Here is a 13870-nt window from a genome sequence, read left to right as displayed (position 1 = left end):
GCAGATGTTGAGAGCTTCCCAAATTCTAGTCAGGGCGCTTGTCCTTGCAGGCAGCGCGGCGGCGATTGCCGGCTGCGGCCAGCGCGGCCCCCTCTACCTGCCCACGGAACCGGCCGCGGCACAGCGTGCCACGCTGCCGCAGACGGTGCTGCCGTTCCTGAAGCAGGACAACAGCTCGACCCCCACGCCGGCCGCGCCTTCCGCGCCGGCTTCCGCCCCCGCCGATCCGGCCTCTTCCGCCCTGCCTTCTTCCTCCCGTCCATGACCTCGACTCCCCTGCCCGGCCACCCGCACATCGCCTACCGCGACGACGCGCTGTTCATCGAAGACTGCGCCCTGAGCGACCTCGCCCGCCAGCACGGCACGCCGCTCTACGTGTATTCCAAGGCGTCCATGCTCGATGCGCTGGCCGCCTACCAGCGGGGCTTCGCCGGCCGCAAGGTGCAGATCTGCTATGCGATGAAGGCCAATTCTTCGCTGGCCGTGCTGCAGCTGTTCGCCCGCCAGGGCTGCGGCTTCGACATCGTCTCGGGCGGCGAGCTGCAACGCGTGCTGGCCGCCGGCGGCGATCCGCGCAAGATCATCTTCTCGGGCGTGGGCAAGACGCGCGCCGAAATGCGCCAGGCGCTGCAGGCCGGCATCGGCTGCTTCAACGTCGAGAGCGAGCCCGAGATCGACGTGCTCAACGAAGTGGCGCTCGAGCTGGGCGTGCAGGCACCCATCAGCATCCGCGTGAACCCCAACGTGGACCCGAAGACCCACCCCTACATCTCCACCGGCCTCAAGGGCAACAAGTTCGGCGTGGCCCATGAGCGCACCGTGGCCACCTACCAGCGCGCAGCGGCGCTGCCGGGCCTGCGGGTGGTGGGCATCGACTGCCACATCGGCTCCCAGATCACCGAAGCGACGCCCTACCTCGACGCGGTCGATCGCATGCTGGACCTGGTGCAGGCCATCGAGGCGGCGGGCATTGCCATCCACCACATCGACTTCGGCGGCGGCCTGGGCATCGACTACAACGGCGACACGCCGCCCGCGGCCGATGCGCTCTGGGCCCAGCTGCTGGCGCGGCTGGATGCGCGCGGCTACGGCGACCGCCAGTTCATGATCGAGCCCGGCCGCTCGCTGGTGGGCAATGCCGGCGTGTGCCTGACCGAGGTGCTGTACGTCAAGCCCGGCGAGCAGAAGAACTTCTGCATCGTCGATGCCGCAATGAACGACCTGCCCCGCCCGGCCATGTACCAGGCCTTCCACGCCATCGTGCCGCTGCAGGCGCCGGCCGCAGCCGGCGGCGCCGCAGCCCAGGTCTATGACGTGGTGGGCCCGGTGTGCGAGAGCGGCGACTGGCTCGGCCGCGACCGCGAGCTCGCCGTGCAGCCCGGCGACCAGCTGGCCGTGCTCTCCGCCGGCGCCTACTGCAGCGCCATGGGCAGCAACTACAACACCCGCACCCGCCCGGCCGAGCTGCTGGTCGATGGCGGCACGGCGCACGTGATCCGCGCCCGCGAGACGGTGGCCGACACCTTCCGCAGCGAGCGGCTGGTCGCGGGCTGAGCGCCCTCGCGCCATCCGCTGCCGGCTTGACCGGCATCAATCCGGCGGCGGCGGTGCGGCTCTAGAGTCGGGGTCTTTACCCGACACGAGAGCGCCGCCATGGCCCACCAGCAACCCGTGGAGCTGTACCGGGACGCGCAGCACGCCTGCCTGATGTTCACGGACCTCATCGAGGAAGACGGGCAGGCGGTGCAGGCCAACCAGTTCCTCATCGTGGATGGCGACACGGGCGCCATCATCGACCCCGGCGGCAACCTCGCCTTCAACGAGCTGTTCATGGGGATGAGCCGGCACTTCGCGCCGCACAAGCTCTCCTACCTGATCGCCTCGCATGCCGACCCGGACATCATCGCGTCGCTGGACCGCTGGCTGACCAGCACCCGCGCGCAGCTGGTGATCTCGAAGGTCTGGGAGCGCTTCGCGCCGCATTTCGCCAAGGCCGGCAAGACCGAGAACCGCGTGATCGGCGTGCCCGACGGCGGCGGCCGCCTGCCGCTGGGGCGGCACGAGCTGGTGCTGCTGCCCGCGCACTTCCTGCATTCGGAAGGCAACTTCCATTTCTATGACCCGGTCAGCCGCATCCTCTTCACGGGCGACCTGGGCGTGTCGATGACCTCGGGCGCCCAGGCGCGCGTGCCGGTGACGGACCTGGCGCCGCACCTCCCGCGCATGGAAGCCTTCCACCGCCGCTACATGGTGTCCCGGAAGATCCTGCGGCTCTGGGTGCGCATGGCGCGGCAGCTGGACATCGCCATGCTGGTGCCGCAGCACGGCGCGCCGCTGGCGGGAGCGGCCATCGCCGACTTCTTCGACTGGATCGAAGACCTGCAGTGCGGCATCGACCTGATGGAGCAGGCGGCCTACCAGGTGCCCACGGCGCTGATCGATCCGGTGCGGCCTCGGACGTCGGCACAGCCGTGAACGGCCAGCGAATTCAAGGCAAAAGCCCCTGGAGCGCTTGATCCACCTGCGCCACTAGCTATATTTTCAATAGCATCAACCGGCTGATGCGGAGGCCGCCTTGCGGCCGGGCTTACGGCTCTTCCAGCGGTGCCACACGCGCCAGGCCAGCAGCGCCAGCACGATGGCGGCATAGACCCCCACCTCGGCGAAGTTGTTCTTGCCGGCGCGCATCCAGAAGAAATGCAGCAGGGCCAGCCCCGCCGCCGCGTACACGACGCGGTGCAGTGCCTGCCAGCGCTTGCCTCCCAGCCAGCGGATGGCGCGGTTGAACGAGGTGGCGGCCAGCGCCAGCAGCAGCGCGAAGGCCAGCATGCCCACCAGGATGAAGGGGCGCTTGGCGATGTCGGCCGCGATGTCGCCCAGATCGAAGCCCATGTCGAACCAGCTGTAGCACAGCAGGTGCAGCAGGGCGTAGAAGAACACGAAGAGGCCCAGCATGCGCCGAAAGCGCGCCAGGGCCGGCAGGCCCAGCTGCACGCGCAGCGGGGTGACGGCCAGCGCCACGCACAGAAGGCGCAGCGTCCAGTCGCCGGTGGAGCGGATCAGGGTCTCTGCCGGGTTCGCGCCCAGCTGGCCGGCCACGGCGCCATAGACCAGCCAGGCCAGCGGCAGCAGGCACAGCAGGAAAACGAGGGGCTTTGCGGCGGGATGCGCCAGGATCTTCTTCATGCGTGGGGCCCCGAGCGGGTGGAGAGGGCCGCCCGGCGGGCACGGGGCACGGAGCGCCCCGCTCGGCACGCGGGTGGACGGCGAACGGCGGACACGGCCGGGGCGCGCGCAAGGCGGCGCCCGCAGCCTTTCTCAGTAGTTCTTCTTCAGGTCCATGCCCGCATACAGCTGGCCGACCTGCTCTTCGTAGCCGTTGAACAGCAGCGTCTTGCGCTTCTTGGCGAAGAGGCCGTCCTCGCCGATGCGGCGCTCGGAAGCCTGGCTCCAGCGCGGGTGATCGACGTTCGGATTCACGTTGGAATAGAAGCCGTATTCCTGTGCCGCGGCCTTGTTCCAGGCCGTGCTGGGCTCCTTCTCGACGAAGCGGATCTTGACGATGCTCTTGGCGCTCTTGAAGCCGTATTTCCAGGGCACGACCAGGCGCACGGGCGCGCCGTTCTGGTTGGGCAGCACCTCGCCGTACATGCCGAAGGCCAGCAGCGTGAGGGGGTGCATGGCCTCGTCCAGGCGCAGGCCCTCGGTGTAGGGCCAGTCCAGCACGCTGGAGCCGACGAAGGGCATGGTCGCCTTGTCGGCCAGGGTGACGAACTGCACGTACTTGGCGCTGCCCTGGGGCTCCACGCGCTTGATGAGTTCGGACAGCGAATAGCCCACCCAGGGGATGACCATGGACCAGCCCTCCACGCAGCGCAGGCGGTAGATGCGCTCTTCCTGCGGGCTGAGCTTGAGCAGGTCTTCGATGGCGAACTTGCGCGGCTTGTTGACCAGGCCCTCCACCTCCACCGTCCAGGGCGAGGTCTTGAGCGTGTGGGCGTTGCGGGCCGGGTCGGACTTGTCCACCCCGAACTCGTAGTAGTTGTTGTAGGTGGTCGCGTCCTTGTAGTCGGTGACCTTGTCCATCGCCATGGCACCCGCCACGGCCGACTTGCCGCCCGGCAGCGCCGCCAGCTTGCCCGGGCGGGCCACCTGCGCGGCCATCGCCTCGCGGCTGGCCCAGGATGCGAGGGCCGCTCCTGCCGCGCCGGTCGCCATCCAGCGCAGCATGTCGCGGCGGCCTTCATAGACGGCGCGGGGCGTGATCTCGCTGGACTGGGGGTGTTGGAAGCCGTTCTGGCGGGAAGGGATCAGCATGGGGTTCTCCGTTTCAGGTCCTGGCCGCGCCGCACTGCCCTGGCGGCAGCGGCGGCCCGAAGCAGCCAATCTACCCGCAAGTGGAAATTGCTGCTGCTTGGCGGGTATGCAAGGGCGGTCGTCTTCCTTCTACGCAGGCGCGGCGCGGGCGGATCATGCCGCCGCCCTGCTGCCGCGGTACAGCGCTATAGCGTGCCGTAGCTGTGCAGGCCGCTCAGGAACATGTTCACGCCCAGGAAGGCGAAGGACGTCACCGCCAGCCCCACCAACGCCCACCAGGCCGACACGGTGCCGCGCAGGCCCTTCATCAGGCGCATGTGCAGCCAGGCGGCGTAGTTGAGCCAGACGATCAGCGCCCAGGTCTCCTTCGGGTCCCAGCTCCAGTAGCCGCCCCAGGCCTCGGCCGCCCAGAGCGCGCCCAGCACGGTGGCGATGGTGAAGAAGGCGAAGCCCACGGCGATGGCCTTGTACATCATGTCGTCCAGCACCTCGAAGGCCGGCAGCCGCGCCGCGATGTGGCGCCGCCCCAGCAGGATGCCGCCCACGATGAGCGCGGAGATGCCGAAATAGACCATCCAGTAGGCGCCGCCGCTGCCGTCGGCCCCGCCCTTGCGGAACACGATGGGCTCGAAGCACAGCACCACGCCCAGCAGCCACAGCGGCGTGAGCTTCCACCAGCGCGTCTCGCCGGCCTGCTGCTTGATGAGGTAGGCGAAGGCCACCATGGCCGACAGCGCGAAGGTGCCGTAGCCGATGAAGTTGGCCGGCACGTGCAGCTTCATCCACCAGCTCTTGAGGGCCGGCACCAGGGGCTGGATCTCGTGCGCCTCGCGCACCACGGTGTACCAGAGCAGGAAGCCCACGGCCGCGCTCACCACCAGCATGACGAAGCCGCCCAGGGCCCGGGTCTTGTACTGCGCTTCGTAGTAGAGGTAGAAGGCCGCCGTCATCCAGCAAAAGAGCACGAAGACCTCGTAGAGGTTGCTGACCGGAATGTGGCCGATGTCGGGCGCGATCTGGTAGCTCTCGTACCAGCGCACCATGGTGCCGATCAGCGCCATGGCGATCGCCACCCACGCCACGCCGGAGCCGATGCGCATCAGCGCCTGGCCCTCGCCGCGCGAGAAGAGACCGATCCAGTAGAACACCGTGCTCATGAAGAAGAGCAGGCTCATCCAGAGGATGGCGGACTGGCTCGACAGGAAGAACTTGAGCAGAAAGACCGTGTCCGCGCGGGACAGGTCGCCCCCCGCCCCGCCCTGGTAGAGCTGGATGGCCAGCAGCGAGCAGGCCGCCACCACCAGCGCCAGCACGCGCAGCGGCCGCCAGAACCAGCACAGCCAGATGGCGCAGGGCACGGCGCCGATCAGCACGCCCTTGTCGTAGCCGTCCATGGCGCTGCCGTAGCGCTGCAGCACGTAGATCGCGCCCGCGGCGACGAGGGCGGCGAACAGCCAGTCGAACAGCGAACGGCGCGCGAAGAAGCCTTCGTTCAGGGTGATCGTCGTCGTTGTCGTGGTCGTCGTGGTGGTGGCGGTATTCATGTCGTGGTGCCTCCGTGGGGTTCCGTGCCGATCAGCTTGCGGGCCAGCTCGCCGAACTCGCGGTCGCCGTCGAGCGTCTTGCGGTTGGTCGAGAGCGCCATGCTGGCATGGGCCGCGCCCTCGCCCTGCGGCGAGAGCCAGATCCAGAGCCGCCGGTCGCGCACGTACAGCATGGCGAAGACGCCCAGGATCAGCAGCGCGCAGCCCAGATAGACCACATTCTTGCCCGGCGCGCGCGCCACCTGGAAGACGCTGGCCTGCACCTGGTGGAAGTCCTTGAGCTCGAAGGCCACCGGCGCCGGGTACATCTGCGCGTCGCTCAGCGACAGCACGGCCTGCGTCATGAAGGCCTGGGTCTTGTCGCTCTGCTGCAGCGGCGGCTGGCCGGCGCGCTCGCGGGTCAGCTGGGCCAGCTCGAACAGCGTGCCGTTGAGGATGCGCACCAGCACCTCGCCGGCCCGGGCGCGCTCGGCCTCGGGCACGTTGGCTTCCATGAAGTCGGAGATGGCCTGCAGGCCGCCCGTGCGGGGGTGGCCTTCCTTGTCGGACAGGGCACCGGCGAAGAGCGCCAGCGCGCGCCCGGCGGACTGCGCCAGCTGCTGCGCGAGGTCGGGCCGCGAGGCATCGACCGCCATGGCCACGTAGCGCTTCACGGCCTGCTCGCGCAGCGCCGGATCGGCCAGCGCGAGGCGCATGCGCAGGAAGCCGTCCATGCTGCCCTGGTCGTCGGCCGGCACGCGCAGGTAGCGGAAGGGCTCGGCCGGCGTCTCGCGCACGCCCAGCAGATAGACGGGCTGGCCGTCGCCCGTGTCCACCGGCAGCATGAAGTTCTGGAACTCGCGCGCCTGGCCGGCCGCATCGCGCAGCTTGTAGGTGATGCTGGGGCCCACGTTGCGCAGGTCGCGGTGGGTGACGGTCTTGTTGCCCGCGCCCAGGCGCGCCTCGATGGAGTCGCGCAGATCGACGCGGCGCACGTCCACCGCCGAGCCGCTGGCGCCCGAGCCGGCGCCGCTGAAGTTCTCGACGTTGAGCACGCGCAGCGAGGCGTATTCGAGCGTGGCCGGCTGCCCGCCCAGGGCCGCGGCCGCCAGCGGCGTGCTGCCGCCGATGGTGCCCTGCACCTCGAAGGGCTTCACGCCGGCCACGAGCGGGCGCGCGCTCAGCGTGACCTGGGAGCCGCCGTCGTCGAAGCTCGATTGATAGATCTCGATGCCCCGGTAGCTGGCCGGGTGGTTCACCTCCACCCGTGCGGGCGTGGCCTCGCCGGTGGCCTTGTCGTGGATCACGATGTCGCTCGCGAAGAGCTTGGGCATGCCGGTGGAGTAGTACTCGACGATGAACTTCTTCAGCTCGATGGCGAAGGGCAGCTCCTGCAGCAGCACGCCGTCGGACTGGCTCAGGATGGCGGTGCTGGACTGCGTGCCCTCGGCCACCAGCAGGTTGCCGCGGAAGGTGGGGTTGCGCTCCGAGAGGCGGTGCTCGGGCTTGACCTCCGAGATCAGCCCGCCGCCCGTGTAGGGCGTCTTGCCGCCCAGCCACATCTGGGCGCGCACGACCAGGTCGCCGTCCAGCAGGCCGCCCAGGCAGATCAGCACGATGGCGCTGTGCGCGGCGATGTAGCCGATCTTGTTGGCCGCGCCGGCCTTGGCCGCCAGCATCCAGCCGCGCTCGCCGCGCTGCTGCAGCTTGACCTTCCAGCCGCCGGAGGCCAGCAGCGCGCCCAGGCGCCGGGCCGCGGCCTCGGGCGGCTCGGGCAGGTCGCCCTCGGCGCGGTGCGCGAAAGCCTTCAGGCTCTGCTCGCGGATGTCTTCCTTGTGCGTGCGCAGGTCGGCCAGGTAGCGCGGCGCGTTGCGGGCCACGCAGAGCGAGGTGCTCACCACCAGGAAGGCCAGGATCAGCAGGAACCACCAGGCGCTGTAGACGGCGTTGAGCTTGAGCGCCAGGAACAGCTCGGCCCAGAACGGCCCGAACTGGTTGACGTAGTTGGCCGCCGGCTCGTGCTGCTTCATCACCGTGCCGATGACCGACGCGATGCAGATCACCGTCAGCAGCGCGATGGCGAAGCGCATGGACGACAGCAGCTCGGTCACCGCGCGCAGCGCCTGCGAGCGGGAATGAAGGCGGATGCCGTGGGTGGTTTCAGACATGGGCAGGCAGCGATGGCGGGGGGAAGCAGCCGTGGCAGCGGCGCCCCAATGAAAAGGGCGGGCCATCTGCGCAGATCAGATGGCCCGCCCGTCTTGGGTGGTGATTATGGGTGGGAGGTTCCCGAACCGCAGTGCGATTAACCCTGAAGCTTGACGCCGGTCAACGCAGGCCCGCGATGTAGTCGGCCACGGCCTTGATCTCGCGGTCGTTCATCTTGGCCGCGACCTGGGACATGGGCAGGCTGTTGCCGCGCTTGCCGTCGCGGAAGCTGGTCAGCTGCTGGACGGTGTACTCGGCATGCTGGCCCGACAGGCGCGGGTACTGGGCCGGGATGCCGGCGCCGTTGGGGCTGTGGCAGCCCGCGCAGGCGGCGATGTTGCGGTCGGCGATGCCGCCGCGGTAGATGCGCTCGCCCAGGGCGACCAGGTCCTTGTCCTTGGCGAAGCCGGGCTTGGCGGGCTTGCTGGCCAGCCAGGCGGACACGTTGCGCATGTCGTCGTCGGACAGCAGGGACGCCATGCCCTGCATGACGGGGTTGGCGCGCTTGCCGGACTTGAACTCCTGCAGCTGCTTGACGAGATACTCGGGGTGCTGCTGCGCGAGCTTGGGATTGGCGGCGATGGTGGAGTTGCCGTCGGCCGCGTGGCAGGCCACGCACACGGCCGTGTAGCTGGCCTCGCCCTTGACCAGATCGGGCTTGGCCGCAGGCTTTTGCGCCTCGCCCGCAGCCTGGGCCGAAACGGCGGAAACTGCCATCGCGGCAGCCATCAGCAGGGGGGCAAGCAACTTCATATCGAGGGTTTCTTCTTTGTGGTATTGGGGCGCGAAACCGCTCGATTCTACAATCGCCCCCCTTTGGGCCGTATCCCTTCAAACCCCGATTTATGACGACTACATCACATGCGCCAGTTGCTGGCAATCTCCCGCCCGCACCCGACGCCAAGGTCGCCATGGGCTGGATGCACACGGCACGTTTCCTGACCACGGCGGCGCAGCTGCACCACCTGCCCGACATCACCGTGCCCGAGATCGCCTTCGTCGGCCGCTCCAACGCCGGCAAGTCCACCTGCATCAACACGCTCACGCAGCAAAAGCAGCTGGCCTTCGCCTCCAAGAAGCCCGGCCGCACGCAGCACATCAACCTCTTCGCTTTAGGCAAGCAGGGCGTGACCGACGCGGTGCTGGCCGACCTGCCCGGCTACGGCTATGCGGCCGTGTCGCGCTCGGACAAGCAGCGCTGGCAGCAGGTGATGGTGAACTACCTGCGCTCGCGCCAGGGCCTCACGGGCATCGTGCTGCTGTGCGATCCGCGCCTGGGCCTGACCGAGCTGGACGAAGCCCTGCTCGAAGCCGTGCGCCCGCGCGTCGAAGACGGCCTGAAGTTCCTGGTGCTGCTGACCAAGGCCGACAAGCTGACCCGCGCCGAGCAGGCCAAGGTGCTGTCCATCACGCGACTGCAGGCCGGCGGCGGCGAGGTGAAGATGTTCTCCGCCCTGAAGAAGCAGGGCGTGGACGAGGTGGCCCAGCTGCTCTGGCAGTGGTCGCATCCGGTGGGCGGGGCCGCACCGGCCGAGGCTCCTGCCGAGGGCGCCGAGGCGGGCGAGCCCTCCGCCCCCATCGAACCTTCCGAACCAAATTGAGCTGCAGCGCTTGATCCTCCTGCGCGAGCCGCTCTGGAAAGCGTAGCGCAGCATGACGATCGAGACCCTGGAGCACATCCTGCCGCACGGCATCACCCTGCACTGCCGCGCGAGCGGCGCGCAGGGCCGGCCGGTGCTGCTCTTCTTGCACGGCTTTCCCGAAGGCGCCTTCATCTGGGACGGCCTGCTGGCGCATTTCTCGCAGCCCGCGCACGGCGGCTTCCGCTGCGTGGCGCCCAGCCTGCGCGGCTTCGCGCCCTCCAGCAGCCCGAGCGCGCCCGAGGCCTACCGCGCCCGCCATCTGGTGCAGGACGTGACGGCCCTCATCGCCGCCGAATGCGGCCCGGGCCGGCCGCTGGCCGCGCTCGTCGCCCACGACTGGGGCGGCGCCGTGGCCTGGAACGTGGCCAACCAGCGGCCCGATCTGCTCGAACGCCTGCTGATCGTGAATTCGCCCCACCCCGGCGCCTTCGTGCGCGAGCTGCAGCAGAACCCCGCGCAGCAGGCGGCCAGCGAATACATGCACTTTCTCTGCCGGCCCGACGCCGAGGCGCTCTTGGCCGAGGACGACTTCCGGCGCCTCTTCGGCTTCTTCGATACGCGGGACGGCAGCGCGCCCGGCTGGCTCACGCCCGCGCTGCGCGAGCAATACCGCGCCCAGTGGCGCCAGGGCCTGACGGGCCCCTGCAACTACTACCGCGCGAGCCCGCTGCGCCCGCCCCATGCAGGAGACCCGGGCGCTGCCGCGGTGCAGCTGCCGCCGGAGATGCTGGGCGTGGCCGTGCCCACCCAGGTGCTCTGGGGCATGAACGACCCGGCGCTGCTGCCCGGCCTGCTGGACGGGCTCCAGGACTGGGTACGCGACCTGAGCGTGCAGCGGCTGCCGGCCGCATCGCACTGGGTGGTGCATGAACAGCCCGAGGCGGTGGCCGACGCGCTGGCCGGCCTGCTGGCGCGCCCGCCAGGCCGCGCAGACGCTACATAAACAATAGCACCATACCCACGCAGATCAAGCGCTGCCGGGCATTTCGATCAATACACCGAGGGCTCGCCCTCGGGCCGCGTCTTGAAGCGGCGATGCACCCAGTAGTACTGGCTGGGCATGGTCATGATGGCTGCTTCCAGCTCGCGGTTCATGCGGGCCGTGTCGGCCACCGCGTCGTCGGTGGGGAAGTGCTCCCACGCGGGCGTCAGCTCGGCCACGTAGCCCTCGGGCGTCATGCGGCTGTAGAGGGCCACGACCTTGGCCCGGCCGAGGCGGGCGAAGCGCGAGAGCGAGGGAATGGTCGCCACCTGCGGCACGGCGAAGAAGGGCACGAACACCGAGTCGGTGGGGCCATAGTCCATGTCGGGCAGCAGGTAGAGCAGCCCGCCCTTGCGCAGGCACGAGATGATGGGCTTGACCCCGTCGGCGCGGTTGAGCATGCGCACGTTGCCGAAGCGCTGGCGCCCGGCCATGAACCACGCGTCCTGCACCGGGTCGGGGTGCGTGGCGAAGATGGAGGTGAACTCGCGCTGCGTGTTCAGCGGCAGCGCCAGGCCGCCCGCATCCATGCTGTAGAAGTGCGGCGCGAAGACGATGGTGGGCGTGTCGCCCTCCAGCTCGTGCAGCGCGCCGACGAGCTTCACGCGGCTGCGCACCAGCGCCTCGGAGCCGGCCCAGAGCCAGCCCCGGTCCAGGAAGGTCTGGCAGAACACCTCGAACGACTGGCGCGCCCAGGCGCGGCGCTGCGCGGCGGGCACGTCGGGAAAGCACAGCGCCAGATTGCGCAGCGCCACCCGGCGGCGCGGCACGGCGAGCACGAACAGCATCCGCCCCAGCCACGCGCCCAGGGCGCGCAGCACGGGCAGCGGCAGGCGGCCCAGCAGGCCCAGGAGCCAGATGCCGGCACGCGCCATCATCGGCCCGCCTCCGCGGCGGCGGCCACCGCGGCCGGCCCGGCCGCAGCCTCGCCGCGCGGGTGCTTGTAGCGGGCATAGCCCCAGAGGTACTGCTGCGGGCACTGGCGGATGACGTGCTCCATCGCCTGGTTGATCTGCAGCACGGCAGCGTCGAGTTCGGGGGCCAGGGTCACGAGCAAATCCTCCAGATGCAAAACATAGCCACGGCCGCGCGGCTCGCGCTCGCAGCGCGCCAGCACCACGGCGGCGCCGGTCTGCTGCGCCAGCCGGGCGGCCAGGGTCATGGTGTAGGCCTCGCGGCCGAAGAAAGGCGACCAGACGCCCTGGCCTTGCGGCGGCACCTGGTCGGGCAGCAGGCCCACGGCTTCGCCGCGGCGCAGCGCCTTGATCATCTGGCGCACGCCCTGCAGCGTGGTGGGCACGGCGCTGATGCCGGGGCGGTTGCGCGCCGTCTGCATGATCTCGGCCAGCCAGGGCTGGCGCGCCGGGCGGTAGAGGATGGTGATCGGCCCGCGCTCGGCGCCCCAGCGCACGGCCGCGGCCTGCACCGACAGCTCGAAGCAGCCCAGGTGCGGCGTGAGGAAGACGATGCCGCGCCCGCGCTCCCAGGCGCGCTCCACGCATTCGGCGTTGACCATCCGCACCGGCGGCGATCCGGCCTGCAGCCACAGGCGCGGCATCTCGGCCACCATGCGGCCCGCGTGGCCCACGGCAGCGGCCACATCGGCGAAGGCATAGCCGGCGTGGCGGGCGTTGTCGATGAAGCGGCGGCGGTAGGCGGGCGAGCAGGCGAACACCACCCAGCCAAGGGCGGCGCCGAGCGCATGCGACCAGCGCAGGGGCAGCGCCGCGAGACCATGAAAGAGGGAACGGAACAAGGATGGCACTAGAATGGCCCGGTCGCTGACTTAAATGAGCAACTTGCAGGGCGACGTAAAAAAAATCTGCTAAAGCGTTCGCCAAAGCTTCCGAGCTGAGGGCCAACGCCCAAAAAAGCTGCAAGTACCGGAGTTTATTCAAATGGCGAACGATTTCCTCTTCACATCCGAGTCCGTGTCCGAGGGCCATCCCGACAAGGTGGCCGATCAGATCTCGGATGCCATCCTCGACGCGATCTTCACGCAAGACCCCCTGAGCCGCGTGGCAGCCGAAACGCTGACCAACACCGGCCTGGTCGTGCTGGCTGGCGAGATCACCACTAACGCGCACGTCGATTACATCCAGGTGGCGCGCGACACCATCAAGCGCATCGGCTACGACAACACCGACTACGGCATCGACTACAAGGGCTGCGCCGTGCTGGTGGCCTACGACAAGCAGTCCAACGACATCGCCCAGGGAGTGGACCGCGCCAGCGACGACCACCTGAACACCGGCGCCGGCGACCAGGGCCTGATGTTCGGCTACGCCTGCGACGAGACGCCCGAGCTGATGCCCGCGCCCATCTACTACGCGCACCGCCTGGTCGAACGCCAGGCCCAGCTGCGCAAGGACGGCCGCCTGCCCTTCCTGCGCCCCGACGCCAAGAGCCAGGTCACGATGCGCTACGTGGACGGCAAACCCCACAGCATCGACACCGTGGTGCTCTCCACCCAGCACCATCCCGACCAGTCCGAGACGGCCACCAAGATGAAGGCCAGCTTCGTCGAGGCGGTGATCGAGGAGATCATCAAGCCCGTGCTGCCCAAGGAATGGCTGCAGGACACGAAGTACCTCATCAACCCCACCGGCCGCTTCGTCATCGGCGGCCCGCAGGGCGACTGCGGCCTCACCGGCCGCAAGATCATCGTGGACACCTACGGCGGTGCCTGCCCGCACGGCGGCGGCGCCTTCAGCGGCAAGGACCCAACGAAGGTGGACCGCTCGGCCGCCTACGCCGCACGCTACGTGGCCAAGAACATCGTGGCCGCAGGCCTGGCGCGCCAGTGCCAGATCCAGGTGAGCTACGCCATCGGCGTGGCCCGCCCGATCAACGTGACGGTGTACACCGAAGGCACGGGCGTGATCTCCGACGACAGGATCGCCGCGCTGGTGCAGGAACACTTCGACCTGCGCCCCAAGGGCATCATCCAGATGCTGGACCTGCTGCGCCCGATCTACGAAAAGACCGCCGCCTACGGCCACTTCGGCCGCGAAGAACCCGAGTTCACCTGGGAAAAGACGGACAAAGCCCAAGCGCTGCGCGCAGCGGCCGGGCTGTAGGGCCCCGCAGGCCAAGCCTTGGGGTTTGGGGCGAAGTTCATATCGCGCAGCGATGTGAAGGCACGAAGGGCCGTGCCGGAGCCACAAGCCCTCCTCTCCCTGCGCTAAGCTGCCAAG

13 protein-coding genes are annotated in these 13870 nt (G+C 69.2%); 6 read left to right on the top strand and 7 right to left on the bottom strand.

The window, feature by feature from the left end; genetic code table 11:
- Positions 1 to 4: 4 nt before the first annotated feature.
- From lptM to BM070_RS16845, 3 genes are all read left to right on the top strand, one after another.
- Positions 5 to 265, top strand: coding sequence for an LPS translocon maturation chaperone LptM (gene lptM / locus BM070_RS16855; protein ID WP_092940565.1), 261 nt, complete (start codon positions 5 to 7; stop codon positions 263 to 265).
- Positions 262 to 1554: a diaminopimelate decarboxylase gene (gene lysA / locus BM070_RS16850; RefSeq protein ID WP_092940501.1), complete on the top strand. Its 1293-nt coding sequence runs from the start codon at positions 262 to 264 to the stop codon at positions 1552 to 1554. Before lptM ends, lysA begins: the two co-directional genes overlap by 4 nt.
- 99 nt (positions 1555 to 1653) lie before the next feature.
- On the top strand, positions 1654 to 2475 hold the full coding sequence (locus BM070_RS16845; protein WP_092940500.1) for an oxygen-binding di-iron domain-containing protein: 822 nt from the start codon (positions 1654 to 1656) through the stop codon (positions 2473 to 2475).
- Positions 2476 to 2550: 75 nt separating this feature from the next.
- Here the strand turns inward: BM070_RS16845 and msrQ are convergent, their stop codons facing one another.
- The 5 genes from msrQ to BM070_RS16820 form a co-directional block, all read right to left on the bottom strand.
- Positions 2551 to 3186, bottom strand: a complete 636-nt coding sequence (msrQ, locus tag BM070_RS16840) for a protein-methionine-sulfoxide reductase heme-binding subunit MsrQ (RefSeq protein WP_092940499.1) — start codon at positions 3184 to 3186, stop codon at positions 2551 to 2553.
- A gap of 132 nt (positions 3187 to 3318) precedes the next feature.
- On the bottom strand, positions 3319 to 4317 hold the full coding sequence (gene msrP / locus BM070_RS16835) for a protein-methionine-sulfoxide reductase catalytic subunit MsrP (protein WP_092940498.1): 999 nt from the start codon (positions 4315 to 4317) through the stop codon (positions 3319 to 3321).
- A 185-nt stretch (positions 4318 to 4502) separates the two neighbouring features.
- The gene (gene ccsB / locus BM070_RS16830) at positions 4503 to 5861 is read right to left on the bottom strand and encodes a c-type cytochrome biogenesis protein CcsB (protein ID WP_092940497.1); all 1359 of its coding nucleotides are present in this window, start codon (positions 5859 to 5861) and stop codon (positions 4503 to 4505) included.
- A complete protein-coding gene (locus tag BM070_RS16825; RefSeq protein ID WP_092940496.1) occupies positions 5858 to 8008 on the bottom strand; it encodes a cytochrome c biogenesis protein ResB in 2151 nt (716 codons plus the stop codon). The genes ccsB and BM070_RS16825 overlap by 4 nt, the downstream gene beginning before the upstream one ends.
- Before the next feature lie 160 nt (positions 8009 to 8168).
- Positions 8169 to 8801 (bottom strand): c-type cytochrome, encoded by a 633-nt coding sequence (locus BM070_RS16820; RefSeq protein ID WP_092940495.1) that lies wholly within the window; start codon positions 8799 to 8801, stop codon positions 8169 to 8171.
- 92 nt (positions 8802 to 8893) lie between these two features.
- Between BM070_RS16820 and yihA the strand changes: the two genes are divergently transcribed.
- Together yihA and BM070_RS16810 are read left to right on the top strand one after the other, a co-directional pair.
- Positions 8894 to 9649 (top strand): ribosome biogenesis GTP-binding protein YihA/YsxC, encoded by a 756-nt coding sequence (gene yihA / locus BM070_RS16815; RefSeq protein WP_092940494.1) that lies wholly within the window; start codon positions 8894 to 8896, stop codon positions 9647 to 9649.
- Between the two features lie 52 nt (positions 9650 to 9701).
- Positions 9702 to 10634 (top strand): alpha/beta fold hydrolase, encoded by a 933-nt coding sequence (locus BM070_RS16810; protein ID WP_092940493.1) that lies wholly within the window; start codon positions 9702 to 9704, stop codon positions 10632 to 10634.
- Positions 10635 to 10681: 47 nt separating this feature from the next.
- Here the strand turns inward: BM070_RS16810 and BM070_RS16805 are convergent, their stop codons facing one another.
- Entirely contained in the window at positions 10682 to 11551 is an 870-nt protein-coding gene (locus BM070_RS16805) for a lysophospholipid acyltransferase family protein (RefSeq protein ID WP_092940492.1), read from the bottom strand.
- On the bottom strand, positions 11548 to 12438 hold the full coding sequence (locus tag BM070_RS16800; protein WP_092940491.1) for a lysophospholipid acyltransferase family protein: 891 nt from the start codon (positions 12436 to 12438) through the stop codon (positions 11548 to 11550). The genes BM070_RS16805 and BM070_RS16800 overlap by 4 nt, the downstream gene beginning before the upstream one ends.
- Before the next feature lie 133 nt (positions 12439 to 12571).
- On the opposite strand from BM070_RS16800, the gene metK reads away from it, so the two are divergent.
- Complete coding sequence (gene metK / locus BM070_RS16795) at positions 12572 to 13753, top strand: methionine adenosyltransferase (RefSeq protein WP_092940490.1); 1182 nt, start codon at positions 12572 to 12574, stop codon at positions 13751 to 13753.
- Positions 13754 to 13870: the final 117 nt, after the last annotated feature.

The sequence above is a fragment of the Paracidovorax wautersii genome (assembly GCF_900113035.1).
Classification (GTDB): Bacteria; Pseudomonadota; Gammaproteobacteria; order Burkholderiales; family Burkholderiaceae_C; genus Paracidovorax; species Paracidovorax wautersii.
Note: the sequence above shows the minus strand (reverse complement) of the source record. Positions and strands in the feature narration are given on the sequence as shown.

What these genes read in the sequence shown, in the direction of transcription:
- BM070_RS16810 (WP_092940493.1), top strand. Translation starts at nt 9,702, where the DNA reads ATGACGATCGAGACCCTGGAGCACATCCTGCCGCACGGCATCACCCTG.
- lysA (WP_092940501.1), top strand. Translation starts at nt 262, where the DNA reads ATGACCTCGACTCCCCTGCCCGGCCACCCGCACATCGCCTACCGCGAC.
- BM070_RS16845 (WP_092940500.1), top strand. Translation starts at nt 1,654, where the DNA reads ATGGCCCACCAGCAACCCGTGGAGCTGTACCGGGACGCGCAGCACGCC.
- lptM (WP_092940565.1), top strand. Translation starts at nt 5, where the DNA reads ATGTTGAGAGCTTCCCAAATTCTAGTCAGGGCGCTTGTCCTTGCAGGC.
- ccsB (WP_092940497.1), bottom strand. Translation starts at nt 5,861, where the DNA reads ATGAATACCGCCACCACCACGACGACCACGACAACGACGACGATCACC.
- yihA (WP_092940494.1), top strand. Translation starts at nt 8,894, where the DNA reads ATGACGACTACATCACATGCGCCAGTTGCTGGCAATCTCCCGCCCGCA.
- BM070_RS16805 (WP_092940492.1), bottom strand. Translation starts at nt 11,551, where the DNA reads ATGATGGCGCGTGCCGGCATCTGGCTCCTGGGCCTGCTGGGCCGCCTG.
- msrP (WP_092940498.1), bottom strand. Translation starts at nt 4,317, where the DNA reads ATGCTGATCCCTTCCCGCCAGAACGGCTTCCAACACCCCCAGTCCAGC.
- metK (WP_092940490.1), top strand. Translation starts at nt 12,572, where the DNA reads ATGGCGAACGATTTCCTCTTCACATCCGAGTCCGTGTCCGAGGGCCAT.
- msrQ (WP_092940499.1), bottom strand. Translation starts at nt 3,186, where the DNA reads ATGAAGAAGATCCTGGCGCATCCCGCCGCAAAGCCCCTCGTTTTCCTG.
- BM070_RS16820 (WP_092940495.1), bottom strand. Translation starts at nt 8,801, where the DNA reads ATGAAGTTGCTTGCCCCCCTGCTGATGGCTGCCGCGATGGCAGTTTCC.
- BM070_RS16825 (WP_092940496.1), bottom strand. Translation starts at nt 8,008, where the DNA reads ATGTCTGAAACCACCCACGGCATCCGCCTTCATTCCCGCTCGCAGGCG.